The sequence below is a fragment of the Aquidulcibacter sp. genome (genome assembly GCF_044346625.1).
In the GTDB taxonomy this organism is placed as follows: Bacteria; Pseudomonadota; Alphaproteobacteria; order Caulobacterales; family Aquidulcibacteraceae; genus Aquidulcibacter.
This window is the reverse complement of the sequence record NZ_JBIIYV010000052.1, coordinates 1-20247: the sequence shown is the minus strand read 5'-3', so window position 1 is coordinate 20247 and position 20247 is coordinate 1. Positions and strand designations below refer to the sequence as shown.

At 56.2% G+C, this 20247-nt stretch carries 17 protein-coding genes and 2 pseudogenes; 6 read left to right on the top strand and 13 right to left on the bottom strand.

Going from position 1 to position 20247, the window contains the following annotated elements:
• The 3 genes and pseudogenes from ACIQ20_RS12320 to ACIQ20_RS12310 all read right to left on the bottom strand — a co-directional run.
• A pseudogene (locus tag ACIQ20_RS12320) lies at positions 1-205 on the bottom strand (integrase); the annotation flags it as partial.
• 303 nt (positions 206-508) lie between these two features.
• Entirely contained in the window at positions 509-988 is a 480-nt protein-coding gene (locus ACIQ20_RS12315; RefSeq protein WP_395780704.1) for a nuclear transport factor 2 family protein, read from the bottom strand.
• A gap of 80 nt (positions 989-1068) precedes the next feature.
• Positions 1069-1575, bottom strand: a complete 507-nt coding sequence (locus ACIQ20_RS12310) for a hypothetical protein (RefSeq protein WP_395780702.1) — start codon at positions 1573-1575, stop codon at positions 1069-1071.
• A 138-nt stretch (positions 1576-1713) separates the two neighbouring features.
• Here ACIQ20_RS12310 and ACIQ20_RS12305 point away from each other — a divergent pair.
• A pseudogene (locus tag ACIQ20_RS12305) lies at positions 1714-1905 on the top strand (LysR family transcriptional regulator); the annotation flags it as partial.
• Between the two features lie 48 nt (positions 1906-1953).
• Positions 1954-2652, top strand: a complete 699-nt coding sequence (locus tag ACIQ20_RS12300) for a LysR substrate-binding domain-containing protein (RefSeq protein WP_395780708.1) — start codon at positions 1954-1956, stop codon at positions 2650-2652.
• A gap of 204 nt (positions 2653-2856) precedes the next feature.
• Here ACIQ20_RS12300 and ACIQ20_RS12295 read toward each other — a convergent pair whose 3' ends face one another.
• The 4 genes from ACIQ20_RS12295 to hisI form a co-directional block, all read right to left on the bottom strand.
• A complete protein-coding gene (locus tag ACIQ20_RS12295; protein WP_395780700.1) occupies positions 2857-7731 on the bottom strand; it encodes an NAD-glutamate dehydrogenase in 4875 nt (1624 codons plus the stop codon).
• Positions 7732-7827: 96 nt separating this feature from the next.
• Complete coding sequence (locus tag ACIQ20_RS12290; protein ID WP_395780698.1) at positions 7828-8964, bottom strand: AI-2E family transporter; 1137 nt, start codon at positions 8962-8964, stop codon at positions 7828-7830.
• Positions 8965-9001: 37 nt separating this feature from the next.
• Positions 9002-11176, bottom strand: coding sequence for a PQQ-dependent dehydrogenase, methanol/ethanol family (locus ACIQ20_RS12285; protein WP_395780696.1), 2175 nt, complete (start codon positions 11174-11176; stop codon positions 9002-9004).
• A 110-nt stretch (positions 11177-11286) separates the two neighbouring features.
• Complete coding sequence (hisI, locus tag ACIQ20_RS12280; RefSeq protein WP_395780694.1) at positions 11287-11709, bottom strand: phosphoribosyl-AMP cyclohydrolase; 423 nt, start codon at positions 11707-11709, stop codon at positions 11287-11289.
• A 68-nt stretch (positions 11710-11777) separates the two neighbouring features.
• Between hisI and ACIQ20_RS12275 the strand changes: the two genes are divergently transcribed.
• Positions 11778-12653, top strand: a complete 876-nt coding sequence (locus ACIQ20_RS12275) for a DUF817 domain-containing protein (protein ID WP_395780692.1) — start codon at positions 11778-11780, stop codon at positions 12651-12653.
• A 36-nt stretch (positions 12654-12689) separates the two neighbouring features.
• Here the strand turns inward: ACIQ20_RS12275 and folE are convergent, their stop codons facing one another.
• The gene (folE, locus tag ACIQ20_RS12270) at positions 12690-13307 is read right to left on the bottom strand and encodes a GTP cyclohydrolase I FolE (RefSeq protein WP_290801150.1); all 618 of its coding nucleotides are present in this window, start codon (positions 13305-13307) and stop codon (positions 12690-12692) included.
• Positions 13308-13515: 208 nt separating this feature from the next.
• Here folE and cysS point away from each other — a divergent pair, with 208 nt between their 5' ends.
• Both cysS and ACIQ20_RS12260 read left to right on the top strand, forming a co-directional pair.
• On the top strand, positions 13516-14904 hold the full coding sequence (cysS, locus tag ACIQ20_RS12265) for a cysteine--tRNA ligase (RefSeq protein ID WP_395780689.1): 1389 nt from the start codon (positions 13516-13518) through the stop codon (positions 14902-14904).
• Positions 14901-15299, top strand: a complete 399-nt coding sequence (locus ACIQ20_RS12260; protein WP_395780687.1) for a hypothetical protein — start codon at positions 14901-14903, stop codon at positions 15297-15299. Before cysS ends, ACIQ20_RS12260 begins: the two co-directional genes overlap by 4 nt.
• A gap of 8 nt (positions 15300-15307) precedes the next feature.
• Here ACIQ20_RS12260 and ACIQ20_RS12255 read toward each other — a convergent pair whose 3' ends face one another.
• The 4 genes from ACIQ20_RS12255 to ACIQ20_RS12240 all read right to left on the bottom strand — a co-directional run bounded on the left by ACIQ20_RS12255 (position 15308) and on the right by ACIQ20_RS12240 (position 17927).
• Positions 15308-15775 (bottom strand): DUF3429 domain-containing protein, encoded by a 468-nt coding sequence (locus tag ACIQ20_RS12255; RefSeq protein WP_395780685.1) that lies wholly within the window; start codon positions 15773-15775, stop codon positions 15308-15310.
• A gap of 139 nt (positions 15776-15914) precedes the next feature.
• A complete protein-coding gene (locus ACIQ20_RS12250) occupies positions 15915-16685 on the bottom strand; it encodes a TIGR02186 family protein (RefSeq protein ID WP_395780683.1) in 771 nt (256 codons plus the stop codon).
• Positions 16682-17608 carry a sulfite exporter TauE/SafE family protein gene (locus tag ACIQ20_RS12245; protein ID WP_395780681.1) on the bottom strand — a complete coding sequence of 309 codons (927 nt, stop codon included), beginning with the start codon at positions 17606-17608 and terminating at the stop codon, positions 16682-16684. The genes ACIQ20_RS12250 and ACIQ20_RS12245 overlap by 4 nt, the downstream gene beginning before the upstream one ends.
• Before the next feature lie 106 nt (positions 17609-17714).
• Entirely contained in the window at positions 17715-17927 is a 213-nt protein-coding gene (locus ACIQ20_RS12240; protein WP_395780679.1) for a PLDc N-terminal domain-containing protein, read from the bottom strand.
• Between the two features lie 123 nt (positions 17928-18050).
• Between ACIQ20_RS12240 and mtaB the strand changes: the two genes are divergently transcribed.
• Positions 18051-19349 carry a tRNA (N(6)-L-threonylcarbamoyladenosine(37)-C(2))-methylthiotransferase MtaB gene (gene mtaB / locus ACIQ20_RS12235; RefSeq protein WP_395780706.1) on the top strand — a complete coding sequence of 433 codons (1299 nt, stop codon included), beginning with the start codon at positions 18051-18053 and terminating at the stop codon, positions 19347-19349.
• Positions 19350-19357: 8 nt separating this feature from the next.
• Here the strand turns inward: mtaB and ACIQ20_RS12230 are convergent, their stop codons facing one another.
• Positions 19358-19936 (bottom strand): hypothetical protein, encoded by a 579-nt coding sequence (locus ACIQ20_RS12230; RefSeq protein ID WP_395780677.1) that lies wholly within the window; start codon positions 19934-19936, stop codon positions 19358-19360.
• Positions 19937-20247 lie beyond the last annotated feature (311 nt).

Sequence of the window (20247 nt, the reverse complement as noted above, 5' to 3'; positions counted from 1 at the left end):
GGACCTTGACGATATCGCAGCCCCTTAGCTTGCTATCGATTGCCAAGTCGAACAAAGCCCGATCGCGTAGGTGGCCCTCCCGATCGAGCAAAAATCTTATCGCCCAAACCTGCTGCGGCTTCAAAGCACGCTTTGATCCCAACAATCGACCAGCATTCCAGGGCCGCCTAACCAAGGCCCCGGGATCGAAGTTTGAAAGTCCCATAGTCATCTCCTTCTCAGGCCCAAATTGGCCAAGGAGATTACTGAAAAATCGTCGTTAAAATCTGGCCTGATTGGCCGAAAGCGGAAGGTCTGCTGTTTTATCAAAACAAAGGAAAGCAGACCTTACTTAACCTCAGTCCTTTGAGACATTCTGGAAATTTTCTAGTTGTCACTTTTGACAATAGGTGCTTGGGACCTTGCCATTACCTCGCAAACGATCTGCTCCGTTGAATGAGCTAGCGGAGTGAAACCGCCACTAGCTATTTGTAAGTGGCTCTTTAGTGATGCCTTGAAGTGGGCAAAATCAAAAGACCTTCAGACCGATTTTCCATTCTCCACTGACTTTAAACAAAAGGAAGTACTCGGGAGCTTGAGTGTTACCCAAAAACGTCGTGATGCGCACGACACTCTTTGGACCTGCAACATCGACCCATTCTATCTGCCGTCGAAATTCGGGCGATCGGGATGGTGGAGTTCCTCTAAAGTTGCGAGCGGCGAACTCGTCAGCAGTCCAAGAAACAAACCCACTTGGAAGGTTTCCTTCTATTCTACCGCTGGGCAAGAATGTCGCACGAACAGCTTTGGCACTGCCCGAATCGACAGCGGCAAAATAGCGCTCAACTGCCGCGCGTGCCTCAGCTACATCTGTCGTAACAACCGCTGTTGGCGGAATAGTGACCTTTGGCATAGTTGTTTGCGTGAGAGCCTGCACCGGGGAAGTCACTAGGGATAACCCTAAGGCAATCAGGCCTAGTTCGCGCTTTGGCATCATTGGTTTTGTCATGTGGAACTCCTTTGTCGATTCAGGCGCACAAGTCCGCTGGGCAGTCGGGGAGTGAATTGCGGACAAGAAAACTACTTCGCTTACTTCGCGATAGTTTTTGATTGCTTGGTAATAAACGGAGCGCGTTCGAATAGCGTTTTGGTCTCAACAACCCGCCCAAGCTCCCTTATGGTCAGTCCATCTGGAAATACTTCCTTATGTGATGATCTAATTGGAGCCCAGCGTGCTTCAATCCCCTCGAAGCCTTTCTCGTCGTTGTAGGTAACGATGACGATGGCATTCCAATCAGCACTATCGGTTCCTGTGTCGACCCACTCATAGCTTACAAACAGGCCTTGTTCGACAGCGGCCGCATCCATTTCAAACCAGTTGGCGCGGATGTATCGTTCCAAAAGTGCCAAGCGAGTTGGTTCTGACTTTAGGTAAGTCATGGTCACAACTCGCGACAAAGGTCTGGCCTGAGTTGGGGTTGCAGGCTGGCCTACCGTCGTGGTTGGGGTCGGCGATTGGGCAACAGCAGATGTCATGCTGATGGCAAGCAAAACGCCCACACTAATAGCGGTTTGGACCGCTCGATAGCTTATCATGATTCTGCTCCACCTTACGAAATTATTGATCCGTTGTATCTTGCTATAACCCACGGTTCTTATTCAGAATTGATCTACTAACACCTCTCATTTAGTGATAGAAACGAAATATGTTGAACAGATCGTTCGGATTTTTTGATGACAAATCGTTTCCCTAGGATTTCGCTTGACGCCCTTGTCGTTATTGACGCGGTTGCGCGACACAAGTCTTTTACTCGTGCAGCAGTCGAACTCAACAAAGTGCCGTCCGCCGTTAGCTATACCGTCTTGCAAATCGAACAAAGACTTGGCTTGCTATTGTTCGACAGATCCAATCGCACAATTTGTTTGACGGCTGCTGGGGGTGAATTGTTGGAAGAGGGGCGGCTCTTGCTCCGAATGGCAAGTGATATGGAGCGGCGGCTTATTGGGCGTTCTAAAGGCTGGGAAACTGAGTTGCGCATTGCAGTGGATACGATTTTTGGCACGCAATGCCTATTTCCTTTGGTCGAAGCGTTCGACGCACTTGAATCAAACACCCGGCTTAACTTGAGAGAAGAAGCACTTGGCGGCTGTTGGGATGCCCTAACAAATAACCGCGCCGACCTTGTCGTTACCGGGTTAGGCTCAATGGGGAATCCTTCTGGCGGCGGCTTTGACATTGATGTCATAGGAAGTCTGAATTTCGACTTTGCCGTGACACCAAACCATCCACTGGTGATGCTAGCCAACCGGCAGGATGAGCCAATTACAGACGATCAACTGCGGCCCTATCGCGCCGTGAGCGTTGCCGATAGCTCGTTAGCAAGATCAGCAGCCACATTTGGACTGCTAACGGGACAAGACACACTGACGGTTACATCTATGCGGGAAAAGCTGGCCGCTCAGATCGCTGGCTTAGGTGTTGGATTTTTGCCAAGCTTTATTGCCGAACCCGAGTTTTCTGCGGGTCGGTTAGTGAAGGTCCATGTCCTTCAACCTCGCCCAGCAGCAACATTTGCGGTTGTGCATCGGCGTAGCAATCTGGGCAATGCCGGGAAATGGTTTAAAACTCAGATGCTTGCCAAGCCATCGCTGTTTCCAGGCTTGTATTCCTAGCGCGATATGCCGGATTAAGTGTCGTGGCCTGGTGTTAAGCAAGAACAAGGTATGCAGATACAGACTGCAACCGGTTTTCGAATTTGTCCGCTTTCGGGCAGTGAAAAAAGCGCACAATTGGCAACCCTTGGCGCAAAGCGGCTATGCCATCGCCCCAGCCCCTAAGAGCAAAGAGTGACTTCCCCTACTCCCAACCGCGCAGGCTTAAGCCCGCGCCGTCTCCGACAGTTCTTTCAGCTGCGTATTTGCAATGGCGAGTTTGGCGAAGCTCCAGCCGCCTTGGCTGGCGCGCAGTTCGCCTAAGGCTGAACTCGTCCGTCTCAGTTCGGCTTCGTTCAGCTTAGACCAGCTTTCCACAACGGCCTTGGCCCAGGCGGCGTTGGTGCCGGCTTGGCCGAGCTTTTGGGCATGATCGCATACTGAACCGGTTAGGCTTGCCTGCTCACCCATGAACTCTTCGATTAGGCGACGGGTTGCCACGCGGTCCCAATGGTCGGGGGTGGAGGTTTGCCCGGCAGCGGCGCGGATTTCATCAAAACCGACGGCGGCCCCGAGTGCGTGATAAAGGCGCGCGACTGCTTCAACCGGCAGGCTTTTGGTTGCAGCAATATCGACAATATCGGTCGCTGAGGTCAACGGCAGAAGGCCAGCGATGGACTTGGATAGGGCCTCTGGTGCACCAGCGGCCTTCAACGTCGTGCTGCGCGCTTCAATACGGGCTTTTTCGAACGGCGAGACCACCTCGTAAATCATGCTGGCAAGGCCTTGAACGCCGGTGGCATAGGCCGTCACCAGATCGCCGACAGAGCGCAGCCCTGCCCCATCGCCGCGGCTGGCGCGCCGGGCAAGCCAGAAGCTTTGCCGGCGCAGGACGGTCAAAATCTCCATCATCAGGTCCAATTGCACCGTCGCAGGTACCTTTAGATCGAGCGTATTGACGGCATTAATCGCCTCGTCCAGGCCGAAGATGGCGCGGGCAGCAGCAAAAGCACGCACGATAGAGCCCGTGTCCGCCACAGCGCTTTCGCGTACGCGGTCCATGAAGGCCGCGCCACCCAAGTCGACCATCTTGTTGGACAACACCGTGGCAATGATCTCCCGCCGCAAGCGGTGATTGGCCATGGCGTCCTTAAATTGGCGACAGCCCGGTGGAAAATAGGTCACCAACGTATCTTCAAACCACGGATCATCTGGCGCGTCCGACGCAATCAGATCGTCAAACAACGCAAGCTTGCCATAAGCAGTCAGCACCGAAAGCTCTGGCCGGGTTAGGCCTGTGCGATTGGCGCGACGGGTACGGAATTCCTCGGTCGAGGGCAGGAATTCGACTTTACGCGCTAAGCGGCCAGACGCCTCTAACCGCTCCATAAAGCGTTCATGCGCGTCGAGGTCTTGGCGGGCTGTGGCTTCCTGCAGGCTGATGGCCAAGGTCTGGGCGTAATTGTGCCGCAGAACATGGATGGCAACGTCATCGGTCATTTCAGCCAGTAAGACATCGCGGGCTTCGACTGTCATGCCGCCAGCCCGAACAAGGCCGTTCAATAGGATTTTGATATTGACCTCATGGTCAGAGCTATCCACGCCCGCAGAATTGTCGATCGCGTCGGTGTTGAGGCGCACGCCTGCTTGCGCTGCTTCGATGCGACCGCGTTGGGTCAGGCCCAGATTTGCCCCTTCGCCAATCACCTTGCACCGCAAGGCCTGCCCATCCACCCGGATGATATCATTGGCCTTATCGCCCACTTCGGCCTGGCTTTCGCCTTGGGCTTTAACATATGTGCCAATGCCGCCAAACCACATCAGGTCGCAGGGCGCTTTTAGAAGCGCGTGCATAATATCGGTTGGCGAAGCTTCTTGGCCTTCCAATCCGGTCAGCGCTTTGAGCTCCGCCGAAAGCGGGATGGACTTGGCGCTGCGCGAGAACACGCCACCGCCTTTTGAAATCAGGCTTGCATGATAGTCCGCCCAGGAGGAGCGCGGCAAAGCAAATATGCGCGCTCGCTCGTCAAAGCTTTTGGCCAAATCTGGATTTGGATCAATGAAGATGTCGCGGTGATCAAAGGCGGCCACCAGTTTGATCTGCTTGGACAACAACATGCCATTGCCAAACACATCGCCCGACATGTCGCCGACACCGATGACGGTGAAGGGCTCGGTCTGGGTGTCGTGGCCCATCTCCCGGAAGTGGCGCTTAACGGCTTCCCAGCCGCCCCGCGCTGTAATGCCCATCTTCTTATGGTCGTACCCAACCGAGCCACCGGAGGCAAACGCGTCGCCCAACCAATGGCCGTAATCGGCACTAATGCCATTGGCGATGTCGGAGAAGGTCGCGGTGCCCTTGTCGGCTGCGACCACGAGATAAGGGTCATCCTGATCCCAACGGACAACATGGCGCGGCGGCACGATCCCGCCATCGCCGGCAATATTGTCGGTCAGGTCCAACAGACCGCGCAGGAAAGTCTTATAGGCCTCTATAGCGACGGCTTGGATTTCGTCGCGATTACCTCCCGGTGGCAGGGTTTTCGGGAAGAAAGCGCCTTTTGAGCCCACGGGCACAATCACGGCATTCTTCACCTGTTGCGCCTTCACTAGACCCAGTACTTCGGTGCGGAAGTCATCACGGCGATCCGACCAGCGCAGACCCCCGCGCGCAACTGGGCCAAAGCGGAGGTGCGCGCCTTCCACCTGCGGTGACCACACCCAGATTTCGCGGTAAGGCTTGGGATCGGGGACTTCATCAATCTCGCGGGTGGCGATCTTGAAGCTCATGTAGGATTTATGCCCGCCAGCAGCGTCGGGTTGGTAATAATTGGTGCGCTGGATTGCCATAACCAATTGCGCCAAACGGCGCAAAACGCGGTCGGCATCTAAGCTGGGCACGCCGTCTAGCATGGTCAAGATCGACGCCATCTCGGCCTTCGCGGCAGTTTCGCGAGTCTTCTTGGCACCAAAGTCAGGATCAAAGCGGATTTTGAACAGGTTCAAAATGGCGCGTGTAATCTCAGGATATTCAGCGACGGCCTGTTGCTGCACCGATTCTGAAGGATCAAGGCCGGTTTGCCCACGCCAACGGGCGAGCGCACGAACAAGGGCGGCTTCCCGCCACGAAACACCGAGTTTCAGGATCAGGCGGTTAAAGCCATCATTCTCAGCCCGCCCTGCCCAGATCGCAGAAACGGCCTGCTCAAACGAGCCTTCGACCACATTGAAGTCGAGCGCGCGGCCATTGGCGGTGCGCATCGACACATCTTGCACCCAAACCAATTCATCGGTGTCGTCTAGGATGCGCTTAATCTTGTGCGGGGTTTCGCTGACCACATAGAGACCCATGCTCTCAAAGATTGGCACAGCGGCAGACAAGGCGGTTGGATCGCCCATTTTATAAAGCTTGGCCCGCAGGACGGTTTCGTGATCATCGTCACGGCGATAGGCGCGCACACGCACATCTTCGCCTTGAACTTGCTCGAGCTCCTCAATATCACGCAACGCTTCGGCAGCATTAAAGCTGTCACGATAGCCAGCGGGGAAGCCTGCAATATAGCGCAGGAAAGCACGAGACTTGCCTTCTGCCAACGCCTCGACCCCATCTTCCCAAGTGCGGGTGATGTCGGCGATGCGGGCTTCGAGTGTTTCTACGTCGGGATTGGCGTGCTGATTGGCCGTGACGCCGATCACATAATGGACGCGCGCCAAAGGTGCGTCGCCAAACAAGGGATAGAAGGCAGAAAGTCTGCCGCCATAGGCTTCTGCCAAAGCGATGCCGATTTTGGCGCGAACGTCGGAATTATAGCGGTCGCGCGGCACGAAGACGAGGATCGACATGAAGCGGTCAAAGCGGTCACGGCGCACAAAAACCTTTGTGCGTGGCCGGTCCATCAAATGCTGGACGCCCAAAGCAATCCGCGTCAGGTCTTCTTCTTCGATCTGGAACAATTCATCGCGGGGATAATTCTCAACGATATTACGCAGGCGCTTGTCGTTGTGGCTGCCGGGGACGAGGCCCGCCCGCGAGATCACCCGCTCGGTCTTGCCACGCAATAACGGCACATCACGCACCATTTGGTCATAGGCTTCGGCGGTGAAGAGGCCGACAAACCGCTCTTCCCCCAGCACTTCGCCATTTTCGCCAAAGCGCTTGACGCCGATATAGTCCATCACCGTGCGGCGATGCACGCGTGAGCGCAAATTGGACTTTGCGACAATGATGGGCTGAGGTTCTTCAATATAGGCGCGGACGGCGTCACTCAGGACCGACGGCTCATTCAAGCGGCGCAACACCATGCGCAAGGGATCGCGCAAAATGCCGAGGTTTAGGTCTTCGCGAATATCGGGTTCGTCCTTGATCCAAGCGCCATTTTTGTCGCGCGGATAATCATAGGAGCGTACGCCAAAGAACACGAAATGATCGGCAGCCAGCCACTTCAAGAAGGCGATGGACTCAGCAATTTCATCTGCCGTAGCCTTGGTGTTGGCAACCGCCAATTCCTTGATCGCATTGTTCATCCGGCTTTTCATGGCCTGATAATCGGCAACCGACAGGCGTACGTCCTGCAATGTCTCGCGCACACCCATCAAGATGGCATCGCGCTTAGACGGCGGCAAAGGGGGCAAGTGAACTTGGATGAAGGATTCAGTTAGCGGCACGCCACCAGGTTGACGCATCCCGTCCGGGTCCCGGCTGAGCGACACAATCGGATGGAACATGGCGCGCACTTCAACGCCTTGAGCCCCAATTTCGCCCATGACGCTGTCGACCAAGAACGGCATGTCTGGGCCGCAAATCTCTAATATGTCGCGGCCCAGTGATTGGCCTTGCGCACCCTTGCCGTCGATGAGGCGAATATCCTGAGCGTCCGCCCGCTTGTGCGAGGTCCAGCGCCAGAACCCATCGGCCAAGGCGGCAAGGTCGGCGGACGTAAGGCCTTGGACATCATCTTCGGTGGCATCTTGGGCAATCTGGGTGAGGAAGGATTCAGCGGCGGCCTCGAGATGGTCGCCCGACTTAAAGCTTGAAAAGGCCAGCGCCGCTGAAATCAGATCATCTGGTGAGATCCGCCGATCCGTTGCGTCTACCGACATCACTATCCTCCCATGCCTGTCCCGCAGGCGATACTTTACGTCCCGCTCATGACCCGAACAGAGTTTGGCAGGATTTTACGACAGGTTTACGCCCGCTTAAACCGTATCATTGCTGGAAGTTGTGGTTTCTTCCTTAACGTCACCCTGATTGGATGCAGCGGCACCGGGCGCGGGTGGTTCGTCTTGATCAACATTGGAATCGGGATTGCCATTGTTAGACAGCATCACGGCAATCCAGCGCGTCGACGGAAACTGCGCCAACACAATCATCAACATGACCGTCATGGGCACGGCTAGGAAAGCACCGGGTCCGCCCCAAAGCTTGCCCCAGAACACCAAAGACAGAAACACCACCAGCACAGAGATATTTAGGCTGTCGCCCGTCATGCGTGGCTGAATGATGTTGCCGACCACGAAACCAATCCCTTGTGTACCGGCTAAAATCACCAATGCAGGAACAGGACTTGTGAATTGCACCAGTGCGAATATGGCTGGCAGCAAGCTACCTGCGGCACCACCCACCACTGGAATGTAGCTCAACACGAAGATAATTGTGGCCCAGAACAGGCCATTCTCAAGTCCAACGACGGCAAATAAAGCCCAACTTGCAACCGCAATCATCAAGCCCGTAATCGTCTGCACCCAGAGATATTGTTCCATTGAGCGCGCGATGGCTTTGCCGATTGTAGCAGCGCGACCGCGCTCTTTCTCGTCCTTGAATATCTCTTCCAGCTTAGCCGGCATGCTGGCTTGGGCCGCAAAAAGGCAAGCGACATAAATGATAACGAACAGCGCTTGGCCACCAAAACTTTGCAAAGCATCAGCGACGCCGCGCAGGACCGTGGCCGGATTGAGGTTAGCGAACAATTGCCCCACCGTGGGCGGCGCACCTGACATTTTTGCCAGCTGATAGCCTTGGCGGATCAACTCATCCAAGCGGATTTCATAGGCACCAAGCGAGCGCGAAAAGACCGCCGCATATTCGATGACAAAGCCGACAATCGCCGCAAGGCTGATGAAGACAATCAGAATCGCGACGGGGACAGCAGCAGCGCGCGGCAAGAACTTAGCGCGCTTACTTAGCGATTGCGCGAACGCATCAATCGTGAGCCACAGGAAGATTGCCAAAGCCAAAGGCGTCAGCAAATCGGCAAACCAATAAAGGCCCGCGATGATCGCCGCGGCTGCTACCAGCATCCGCGACGCACTCGATTGAGAGTCAGATTTCGTCATGGGTGCAAAAAGAACTGCATCGCACCCGAGGTCAACCCTATTTGTTGGGAGGCGCTTTCGCCTCTGTACCTACCTGCGTGTAATGCACCTTGGCTTGTTGAACCACATAAGCGCGGATGTCCTCCATCTCCTTTTGGTTCAGCCAAGAGCTAAAGGACACCATGCCACGGCTGGCATTGGTGCCATCCCACACGATCGACTTCCACGTCGCCGCATCTTGGATGGCGGGCGAATAGCGCAAGTCAGGCAACAGGCCGCCAGTGGCACTATGGCCGTGGCAGACTTGGCAATGGCGCATATAGATGTCGAAGCCCGCCTTTGGATCGGCCGCCACAGTCGTGGCAGAAAGATCAAGGGCGATTTTTTCAGGCATCTCATATTTGGCTGCCGTGGCTGTGCCGCCTAGCTTGAATACCATCAAGCGGCCTTTGAGGCTGATTGGCCGATCTGGGGCTGCTAAGGGGGCAGCAATAATCGCCCCACCATAGCCGACCATGACTGCCACATATTGCTCCCCATCGATGCGATAGGTCACAGGTGGAGCAATGATGCCATTCTGGGTTTCATAGGACCAAACCTGCTTGCCGTTTGCCGCATCAAACGCTTCCAAGAAGCCTTCCGAGGTACCTTGGAACACAAGGCCGCCTGCCGTGGCGAGGATGCCGGAGTTCCAAGGGAATTTGCGCGGTGCCATCCAGCGGGGCTTGCCCGCGACTGGGTCCCAAGCCACCAACATGCCGGTCAGCATAGCGCGCAGACCTTTGCGCTGGCCTTCATCATCAGGCAAAGCCGCCAAACTCATATTGACGCCTGTGTTCCACGCACCCGCAACTTGCTTGTAGGGACCCACTTCATCGCCAGAGGCGGCCGGGACCAGCATGGCCGGCACATAGACGAGATTTTCCTTCGGGCTCATCGCCATTGGGTGCCAATTGTGTACGCCAAAGGGGGCTGGGAACACCAAGGCAGGCGCCTTGGCATAGCGGGCTGATGGGTTCTCGTTCGGACGGCCCGTCTTCAGATCAACCGAATGCGCCCAAGGCACAGGCATGCCAGCTGGCACATCGGCTTCTTTTGGCATGGGGAACAAGGAATTGGCCGATAGAAGTTCACCCGTCGCCCGATCAATCACATAGAAGAAGCCGTTCTTCGGGATCTGCATGATGACTTTGCGCGGCTTACCGCCAATCGGCAGTTCCGCCAGCATCAAATGCTGGGTCGCCGTGAAATCCCAAGAATCCGCCGGCGTGGTTTGATAATGCCAAACATACTCGCCTGTGTCGGGCTTCACCGCCACGATGGACGAGACAAACAAATTGTCGCCCTTCCCGCCCGAGCGGATTTTGTGGTTCCAAGGCGAGCCGTTGCCAACGCCGAAATAGAGGAGGTCTAGCTCAGGGTCATAGGCCATGGCGTCCCAAACGGTGCCACCACCGCCAGATTCTTTCCACGCGCCATCACTCCACGTGGCATCAGCCTTTGCCTTCAAGATTTTGTCGGACGCCGCGCCATCGGCTTCGCCCTTTGGATTGGGTGTGGTGTAGAAGCGCCAAGCCATCTCGCCCGTCTCAACATCATAGGCGCTGAGATAGCCGCGCACGCCATATTCGGCGCCGCCATTGCCGATCAGGACTTTGCCCTTCACGACGCGCGGTGCGCCCGTGATCGTATAGGACTTGCCTTGATCGACTGTGACTTTCGACCAAATTTCCTTACCATTGCGGGCATCAAGCGCGATTAAGCGGCCGTCGAGAGAGCCGACAAATACCTTGCCGCCCCAAACCGCCACACCGCGATTGACCACGTCGCAACAAGCCTTATGCGCGGTTTCGCCTGGAACTTTTGGATCATAGGCCCACAAAAGATTACCCGTCTTGCCGTCAAAGGCAGAGACTTTCGACCACGAAGTGGTGGTATAAATGACGCCATCGACGACGATTGGCGTAGCTTCATGGCCACGGTCAGTATCGAACTCATGGCTCCACGCAAGGCCGAGCTTAGAGACATTGGTCAGATTGATCTGATCGAGTGGGCTAAAGCGCTGCTCGTCATAGGTGCGGCCATAGCTCATCCAATTGTCGCTATCGGCCCCGGCGGCGGTTAGACGCGCGGCATCTACTTTTGCGGCTGGACTATTGGACGTATCGGGTGCGCAGCCACTGGCCAACAATCCCACGAGCAACGCACTGGTTGCGACGAGCCTTTTGATCATCATTTCCTCCCTGACCGGTGGACCGCCTGTGGCGGGTCCATCTCTGTGTCATGGGAATAATAGTATCGGCTTTGCTGATTTGGGCAATAGCCTGGCGTGCGAGGCGAGGCTCAAATCGCAGGGTCAGGTGCTACCTGGATCAAGCGCCCATCCTTGTCAGCCACGGCACGATAGAAGCACGACTGAAAGCCGACGTGGCAACACCCGCCGTCGCCATCGACCTTGACGTTCATCACGACGGCATCTTGATCACAATCGATCCGCAATTCCTGCACATGCTGAAGCTGGCCCGACGTCTCGCCCTTTTTCCACAGGCTTTGCCGCGAGCGGGACCAATAATGCGCGATCCCGGTCTCTAACGTCAGGGTCAAGGCCTCGGCATTCATCCAAGCCAACATCAAGACTTCGCCCGTTTCAGCCCGCTGCGCGACAGCCGGGATCAAGCCGTCGGCATCAAAGCGGGGCATTAGAGCGAGACCGCGCTCTAGCTCTTGGGTCGATCCAGCTTGTGGGAAAGGTGCAGAAGCGGCCAAATCTTTGCCTCAAATCAAGGTTTAGACGCTAGGCTATCCGGGCGTCCAATGTTGGAGAAGTCTCGTTCTTGCACATCTATGATCAGACCCGCAATGGGGCTCTTGCCCTTCATGCCCAAGCCCGTATCTGGGCAATGGGGAGTCCTTGGCGCTCTGCCCTGTTTGAATTTGTGATGTTTGGCATCAAGCAGGCTTGGGCTTGCCTCTATGGCGGCACCATGTTGGCGCTCTTGATCCTAACTATGCTGTTCTGGCCGAAAGAAGGCGCTCTGCTCAGTCGGTTTGACTTCTTGTTCCTCGCCGCCATTGCCCTGCAAGTCTTGTTGGTGGCGCTGAAGCTGGAACGGCTAGAAGAGGTCAAGGTGATCGCCATCTTCCATGTGGTCGGCACCGTCATGGAGATATTCAAGACCCACATGGGGTCGTGGACTTATCCGGGTGACGCCTTTTTTAAGATCGGGGGCGTGCCGCTGTTTACTGGCTTTATGTATGCCTGCGTGGGGAGTTATATCGCCCGCATCACCCGTTTGATGGACCTCCGCTATAGCCAGTATCCGCCGATCTGGACAACGTGGGTTCTGGCAATTGGTGCCTATATCAATTTCTTCACCCATCATTTCGGTCCGGATATAAGGGTCGGGCTTTATCTGTTGTCGATCCTGATTTTTGCGAGAACGCGGGTCTATTTCACGCCCGACCAAAAAGCGCGCTGGATGCCGATGCTAATTGGCTTCTTGTTGGTGTCGCTCTTTATTTGGTTCGCCGAGAATATCGGGACGTTCACCAACACGTGGATCTACCCGCACCAAAAAGGTGGCTGGCATCTGGTGCCCTTAGCCAAGATGGGCGCTTGGTATCTCTTGATGCTGTTGAGCTTTGTGTTGGTGACACATGTCCACCCGCCAAAGCCGCCAAGCCCCATAACAAAAACGCCGGACCCGTGAGGGCCCGGCGCTTGTGCACAACAAATCGGGGAGGATTTAGTTGTAACCTGCCAAACGCAGGAAACGGTCTTTCAATTCCCGGTCGGTCTTAAAGACGCCAGTGAATTGGGTGGTGATGGTTGCCACGTTGGGGTGGTGTACGCCCCGTGTGGTCATGCACTGGTGCTTGGCATCCAACAGGACCGCGACACCGGCAGGGCGCAGCGCATCAGTGATGCAGTCCGCAATCTGGGCCGTCATGGTTTCTTGGGTTTGCAAACGCTTGCCGAAGATTTCAACGACGCGGGCAATCTTGGAAATGCCGACGACGCGATTGGTTGGCATGTAAGCAATGTGTGCACGGCCCAAGATTGGCACCATATGGTGCTCGCAATGGCTTTCGAGGTCGATGTCGCGCAGCATGACGATATCGTCATAGCCTTGGACGTCCTCAAACGTGCGGCTCAATTCTGCTGCTGGGTCCATTTCGTAGCCAGCAAAGAATTCGCGGTAAGCTTCGACAACACGCTTTGGCGTGTCGATCAGGCCTTCCCGATCTGGATTATCGCCAGCCCAACGCAACAGGGTGCGTACAGCGGCCATCGCCTCGTCGCGGCTTGGTCGGTCGGTTTGTGCAACCTCAGAGATGAGGCGCGGATCTGTAATCGCGTCCATGAGCTTCTGCCCCTTTCAAAGGGGTCGGAGGTCGAGCCGGTAACCCGGTCTTAACGCCCGCCCTGATTTCGTTTCATGCGTCTACACATGTAGGCACACCGTTTATGCCGTCTTCGCGTCAGCATCATTTCAGTCTACAGGACTGGAGCAATAACAAACACTCAAACTACTGAAGAGTCTACGTTGGCTCTTCGCCTTGGATCACATGATGCGTGAAATAGAACTGTTCAATACCCTGCAACGTGAAAAAGTGCGCTTCGTGCCGCAAGACCCTGAGCGCGTAACCCTCTATGTTTGCGGGCCCACGGTCTATAATTTTGCGCATATCGGTAATGGCCGTCCAGCTGTTGTGTTCGACACGCTTTTCCGGCTTCTGCGCGCCATTTATGGCGAAAACCATGTGATTTACGCGCGGAACATCACCGATGTCGATGACAAAATCAACGCTGCCGCGTTAGAGCAAGGCGTCGATATCAGCCAAATTACAGAGAAGTTTACGAAAATCTATCAGGGCGATATGGCTGCACTTGGCACACTGCAACCCAGTTTAGAGCCCAAAGTCACCACCCACATGGAAGACATCATATCCTTGGTTGGCCGCTTGTTGGATAAGGGACACGCTTATACCACGCCTGATGGTGTCTATTTCCATGTGCCGTCCATGGCGACCTACGGTCAGCTGTCAAACCGAAATCTGGAAGACAATGAAGCCGGGGCCCGCATCAGTGTCGATGGCAATAAGCGCGATCCAGCTGACTTTGCTTTGTGGAAAGCAGCTAAGCCTGGTGAGCCCGCTTGGGATGCGCCATTTGGTTCGGGGCGCCCCGGCTGGCATATTGAATGCTCTGCCATGATTGAAACCAATCTGGGTTTGACCATCGACATTCATGGCGGTGGCCATGATCTGATCTTCCCGCATCATGAAAACGAAATCGCACAATCGGTCTGCGCCCATGACGGCACGCCACTTGCGAATATCTGGATGCACAACGGCTTTTTGACGATGAACTCCGACAAAATGTCTAAGTCACTCGGGAATGTGGAATTGGTGCATCAATTGGTGGAGCGCTGGCCCGGCGAAGCGCTGCGGCTTGCCCTACTTTCCGCCCATTATCGCGCGCCGCTGGATTGGACCGATGAGTTGATCCTGCAATCCATGAAGACGCTGGACCGGCTTTATCGCGCGCTCGATGGTGTCTGGAACGAACGGGTGGAGGCTGTCCTGCCAGATGGCATTATGGCAGCGTTAAGCGACGACCTGAATACGCCAAAAGCCCTCGCCGAGCTCTCCATGTTGGCGCGCAAGGCCAATAAGGCGGAGACGTTTGAGGACCGCAAGCGCGCAAAGGCAGAACTTCTTGGTGCTGGACTACTGCTCGGTATCTTAGGGCAAGAGCCACAGGCTTGGCTGTCGCGCGCAGGCACGGCTGTTGAAGATGATGTCACCGCTGAGATTGAAGCCATGGTGCAAGCTCGCTTTGAAGCCCGCGCCAACCGCAATTGGGCAGAGGCCGACCGTCTGCGCGCAGAGTTAGCAGCGCGCGGGGTTGAGGTTACCGATGGCAAAGACGGTGCAAGCTGGCGGTTCATCTCGTGATCCTCCACCGCAAACATCTTGTCCTTGGACTGACGCTTGGGCTTAGTCTGGTGGGGCTTGCAGGCTGTAAGCCCGCCAAGGAAGCCCCGGCAGCGGAGGGTCAAGTTGAAGCCCGCCCGGATGCGACGGCAACTGCGGATGTGGATAAGCGCGCGACCTTGGCCCTAAAGCAGGATCTGGTAACGCGCTTTCCCCAAAACAGCCCGACAGCCAAAGTCGAAGCGGGCCTGATCAAGGACGGCTTTGTCTGCGGCCCTAATCCGATGAAGACCGACGAGCGCGCCTGCCTAAAGGCCGTTCGCAAGGATGCGTGCGAGGAGAACACCATCGTGCGCAGCCAACCCTATCAGCCAGAAAAAGCCCAACTCATCCGCATTTGTGAGATTGCGAAGTAGGGCCGCCCCTAAACTTGCATGGTTAGGTAGGCTTTACCCGCCAGAGCCAAAAGTGCGCCAAGCGTCAAAGTGGTCCGCAATGGCCGGTACCATAGGGGCCATCGGCGCGTGCTGCCGCCCGTCGAGACAAAGTCCCAAACCCACATCAGGATGAAGCCACCGGCCAACATACCAAGGCCAATCAGCGGCGCAACATATTGGGTGACGATGGCCATAGCCGCGACCAGCGAGGGTAGGACGGCAGCGGAAAGCGTCAAAAAGCCCGGCGCTTCTGGCCGTGCCCCAATCTCAAAGCCCCAGCGCGCGCCGCCTAGGAACGAGAGGATCACCCCAGAATAGGCAAAGAACAACGTGGTAGACACGCCGTCATAGGGGGACGCGGCCAAGACGCTGCCTGCCAAAGTTCCAAAAAACGGTACCAGACCTAAGACACCGAGGATCCAAGGGGCTTTCGGGGCAACATCTCGACGGCGCATGCTTGTCTCCTCGCGCCATCACAGCGCCTTAGAGCCTCGCGCGCAAAATCTGAAGCAGATTTTCGCGCCACGTAGGCTCAAAATTATAAAGCTAGATCGACCTGATGTGCGTCATATCTGATGCACGGCGATCTAGGCCTCAACCCGGTGCAAAGCGCCTGACAATCCCTGCAGCCGATAGCCCCGCTATGAGTGCCAGCAGGACCCCTGCCAGTCCATGCAATACAGCATGATCTCTTGCAAATTCAAAGAGGGCACGTTCGGCACCCACCTTGGTGACAACCAAAGTTGTCAGGGTGGATTGGGCTGGCCTGCCATTACGGAATACCATGACTTTGGCGGTGTAGAGACCAGGCGGGGTGCGGTCTGGCATCTGGATATCGGCGCGGAACAAGCCGCCTTTCAGCAGTTTCACGCCGTTAGGATCATCCACATAGAGCTTCTCACGCTGGCGCTGGGCCACAAAGGCGTCGATCAGTTTGTCTGCTAGGGGTGAGTCGGCACTGGCTTTGGCAATATCCAATTGGCCTTTGGGTCTGAGACCATAGAGCGAGAGCGTATCGCTCGGCGCGATCTGTTCAAGCGGGCGGGCGCTAGCTACACCGAAAAAAGTGGGCGCGGCGGCGAAATTGATCTGATCCTTGCCAATCCACAGGCCCGCCGTGCGCTTGCGCTGAGCAATCCAAGCAGGGCGGTCTGGACCACGAACGGCCACAACAATGTCGGTACGACCGACAGAGCCTGCCCGGACCGAGCCAAAAACCGTAACCTTGGCCCCGGTGAAGCTGGACGTGACCAAAACGGCATCATCAATCAGAGCCGCAGAAACTTGCGTACTTTGCGCTTGCGCGGCGGGCCCAACGACGAGGCCCAGCAACAAGACCATCCAGAGCGAGAAGCGCGCCATCATAGCCCACCCCCAGGCGAGGACAGATCAAACAAAGTCGAGGGAACAAATACTAAATCCGCCGCCAGTCGCAGGGCCACCAACAGAACCAAGGCGCCCAGAAGCGCGCGCAATTGCTCCCCCTTCAGCTTGCGGCCAATGATCACGCCAAACTGTGCGCCCATCACGCCGCCCACGATCAAGAGCGCCGATAAAACCAGATCAAGGCTGCCATTGGCCGCTGATTGTAAGAAGGTGGTGGCCGAGGCTGTGATCAAGACTTGTAGGGTCGAGGTGCCGACAACCAAATTGGGCGGCATGTGGATGATATAGACCAAGGCCGGGATCAGAATGAAACCGCCGCCGACGCCCATGATGGCCGACAATATGCCTACGCCAATCCCAATCGCTAGCGGCGGGATGATGCTGATCACCAGTTTAGAGCGCGGAAACCTGACTTTAAATGGCAGTCGATGGGCGATGTCGTTGGTCGACCTACGGAAACTGGCTGGTGGCCCGCCTGCGCGGGTCTTGGCGATCGCGCGCAAGCTTTCCCACACAAGGCTGGTGCCAAGCGAGCCAAGAAGGATGGTATAGGCAATTCGGACTGTGGCCTCTGCCGCACCTTGCGACTTCAGCCAGCTAAACAAAAGCGAGCCAATCCCCACGCCAATGATCCCGCCAATGGAGATCACAAGCCCCATCCGCAGATCGACGCCACGCCGCTCAAACTGGCCCACTACGGACGACATGGAAGAGGCTGCAGCCAAATTGGCCCCCGCAGCAACGGCAACAGGAGCCGGAATGCCCATCAGCATCAGAAGCGGCGTCATCAGAAAGCCGCCGCCAACCCCGAAGATGCCAGACAGGCAGCCGACCACCAGCCCCAAAGTGGCCATGAGCCACGGACTTACTGCCATTTCCGCAATGGGCAGATAGACTTGCATGAACGCCGCCCCGGTGAGATCACAGACCATAGGCTGCGTCGGATGGCGTTTCTATGGCACCCGGTCACTTTTGCAGCAATCAAGATCGCATATCTGGCGCGATCGCTTAGCCGATCCGCTTTTTAGTCGCTTTCGGGCCAATGAAGAACCAGGCAACGAAGCCCAGAAAAGGCACGAACATCACCAATACTGACCATACAGCTTTGCCAAGGGGCCCAGTGCGATCGTTCTGGAGGATATTGATCACAGCCCAAACCCCCAGAATGAGGGCAAAAAGAAAGCCGATCGAGGTGCCATCATTCCAATCTCTACCGAACATGTGTCAGTCGCTCCTACATCAAGGCCCTGCATTTGCCTTGGACATATGATATTGGGACCGCCCACGGCAGACGCAATGGCCAAACAGCCAAGCATCTCACCAGAAAGCATCGCCCAAACTCTTATGACCACTGAAGTCCTACCAGAAACCGACATGCCCGTCTCCGACCCACGCGGGTCGATTGAGACGATTACGCTTGGCTGTCGATTGAACCTGTATGAGTCAGAGGCCATGCGTAATCTGGCTGAGGACGCTGGGTTGTCCAATGTGGTCCTCGTGAACACGTGCGCGGTCACAGGCGAAGCCGTCCGGCAAGCGCGCCAGACCATCCGCCGGGCCCGCAAGCAAAAGCCCGATGCGCTGATCGTGGTGACAGGCTGTGCCGCCCAAATCGACCCCGGCATGTTCGCGGCCATGCCCGAAGTTGACCGTGTGATTGGCAATGCCGAAAAAGCCGAACCCAAAACCTTCGTCGCCCTCGCAAGTGGCCAGACAGAGCGGGTACTAGTCAATGACATCATGAGCGTGCGCGAAACGGCAGGCCATCTGATCGATGGCGTGCAAGACCGGGCGCGCGCCTATGTTCAAGTCCAGAATGGCTGCGACCATCGCTGCACCTTCTGTATCATTCCGTTTGGACGCGGCAATTCCCGCTCCGTCCCTGCCGGGGAAGTGGTTGCGATGATTGGCCGCTTAGTCGCCAAGGGTGTTCCCGAAGTCGTGCTATCTGGTGTCGACATGACGTCCTGGGGCGCGGACCTACCCGGCCAGCCCACTTTAGGCGATTTGGTCCAGCGCATTTTGAAGCTGGTGCCAGACCTCAAGCGCTTGCGCCTATCGTCCGTCGATGCGGTGGAGATTGACGATACCCTCTTCCGCTTGTTTGCTGAAGAAGAGCGGATGATGCCGCATTTGCATCTCTCGCTGCAGCATGGTGCCGACATGATCCTCAAGCGCATGAAGCGCCGTCACACCCGTGACGATGCCATAAAGCTTGCAGCCCGTTTGCGCGCTGCCCGACCCGATATCGCCTTTGGTGCTGACTTGATTGCAGGCTTCCCGACCGAGACCGAGGCGCACTTTGCCGATTCCTTAGCTTTGGTTGATGAAGTCGGCCTCGCCTTCTTGCACGTGTTCCCATTTTCGCCGCGTCCAGAGACACCGGCTGCGCGCATGCCGCAATTGGATAAGGCGACCATCAAGGCGCGTGCCGCACTTTTGCGCGACAAGGGTCAGCAAGCATTAGCCGCTTATCTCGACAGCCAGATTGGCACGACGCAGACCGTGTTGATCGAACGAGACGGCAAGGGCCGCCTGGATAGCTTTGCCGAAATCCAAGTGCCCGGCGGCCAAGCGGGTGCCCTGATCCAAGCCCGTGTGACTGGTCGCGCCGACGGCTATTTGCTGGGTGAACTGGTTTGATTTAGGCGCTAACGTGCCATCAGTTGCGCGAGGGCGCGTTCGGCTTCTTCTCTCTTCGAAAAGTCAGGCGATCTTAGCCGGGTTTCCGCATAGGAGGCCCCTTGTGAAGTGGCTATGGGTGCGCGGAGGAATGCGAGGATCGCCATTAAGAAGGGTGTACTTTCCAGCCCGGTCTTAACCGTCCTGCCCAATGGAAGCCTGCATACCAGTTGATAGGTCTCCACATCGGAATCATATTGGGAGCTGACCACTTCGCAGCCGTCTAGATCATCCAACGCATAGGTTTTGACGGAAGTCTGGTTGAACAGCTGATAGGTGATGGTCAGCTTCCCGGGACGTATCTCCCAAGTCTGGTCAGGACCAAGGGCAGAGTCCGCCACAAAGGCCAAGGTGACCGACAAGCCGCCTAGCACAATGATTCCGAAAAATAGCGTCAGAAAGGAAGGTGGCCATAAGGCTGGTCCAAGCTCGACCAACAACAAAATTGACCCCAAGACACCAACGCCACCGAAAAGAATGCGGATGGGTGTGGGCATGATATGAGACAGGACGATTGGCTCGCCCGGTGCGTGTGAGGTGGCTTCCATGACCCTGATTATACAGGCGTTGCGTTAAGGCGTGGTTTAGATAATGGCGAAATTTTTTCGAAATAGATGGCCTCCCCTCGCCCCCTATGGGGGAGAGGGGTCGGGGGTGAGGGGGATTTGCACAAACTCTTACTGCTTTAGGCGCTTAAAGGCTCCCCAACCCATATGAGAACATTGTGAGTGAAAGCCCTCACCCCAACCCCTTGTGTGTTTTGGATGTGATAGAGAGGTCGAGTGAAGGCTGGTCGCGCAACCAGCCTTCACCGCGACCTTGAGACCGTGTGTCCCCTTTGGCGTAAACCGTGGGAGAG

What these genes read in the sequence shown, in the direction of transcription:
- ACIQ20_RS12315 (WP_395780704.1), bottom strand. Translation starts at nt 988, where the DNA reads ATGACAAAACCAATGATGCCAAAGCGCGAACTAGGCCTGATTGCCTTA.
- ACIQ20_RS12310 (WP_395780702.1), bottom strand. Translation starts at nt 1,575, where the DNA reads ATGATAAGCTATCGAGCGGTCCAAACCGCTATTAGTGTGGGCGTTTTG.
- ACIQ20_RS12300 (WP_395780708.1), top strand. Translation starts at nt 1,954, where the DNA reads ATGGCAAGTGATATGGAGCGGCGGCTTATTGGGCGTTCTAAAGGCTGG.
- ACIQ20_RS12295 (WP_395780700.1), bottom strand. Translation starts at nt 7,731, where the DNA reads ATGTCGGTAGACGCAACGGATCGGCGGATCTCACCAGATGATCTGATT.
- ACIQ20_RS12290 (WP_395780698.1), bottom strand. Translation starts at nt 8,964, where the DNA reads ATGACGAAATCTGACTCTCAATCGAGTGCGTCGCGGATGCTGGTAGCA.
- ACIQ20_RS12285 (WP_395780696.1), bottom strand. Translation starts at nt 11,176, where the DNA reads ATGATCAAAAGGCTCGTCGCAACCAGTGCGTTGCTCGTGGGATTGTTG.
- folE (WP_290801150.1), bottom strand. Translation starts at nt 13,307, where the DNA reads ATGGACGCGATTACAGATCCGCGCCTCATCTCTGAGGTTGCACAAACC.
- cysS (WP_395780689.1), top strand. Translation starts at nt 13,516, where the DNA reads ATGCGTGAAATAGAACTGTTCAATACCCTGCAACGTGAAAAAGTGCGC.
- ACIQ20_RS12255 (WP_395780685.1), bottom strand. Translation starts at nt 15,775, where the DNA reads ATGCGCCGTCGAGATGTTGCCCCGAAAGCCCCTTGGATCCTCGGTGTC.
- ACIQ20_RS12250 (WP_395780683.1), bottom strand. Translation starts at nt 16,685, where the DNA reads ATGATGGCGCGCTTCTCGCTCTGGATGGTCTTGTTGCTGGGCCTCGTC.
- ACIQ20_RS12245 (WP_395780681.1), bottom strand. Translation starts at nt 17,608, where the DNA reads ATGCAAGTCTATCTGCCCATTGCGGAAATGGCAGTAAGTCCGTGGCTC.
- ACIQ20_RS12240 (WP_395780679.1), bottom strand. Translation starts at nt 17,927, where the DNA reads ATGTTCGGTAGAGATTGGAATGATGGCACCTCGATCGGCTTTCTTTTT.
- mtaB (WP_395780706.1), top strand. Translation starts at nt 18,051, where the DNA reads ATGACCACTGAAGTCCTACCAGAAACCGACATGCCCGTCTCCGACCCA.
- ACIQ20_RS12230 (WP_395780677.1), bottom strand. Translation starts at nt 19,936, where the DNA reads ATGGAAGCCACCTCACACGCACCGGGCGAGCCAATCGTCCTGTCTCAT.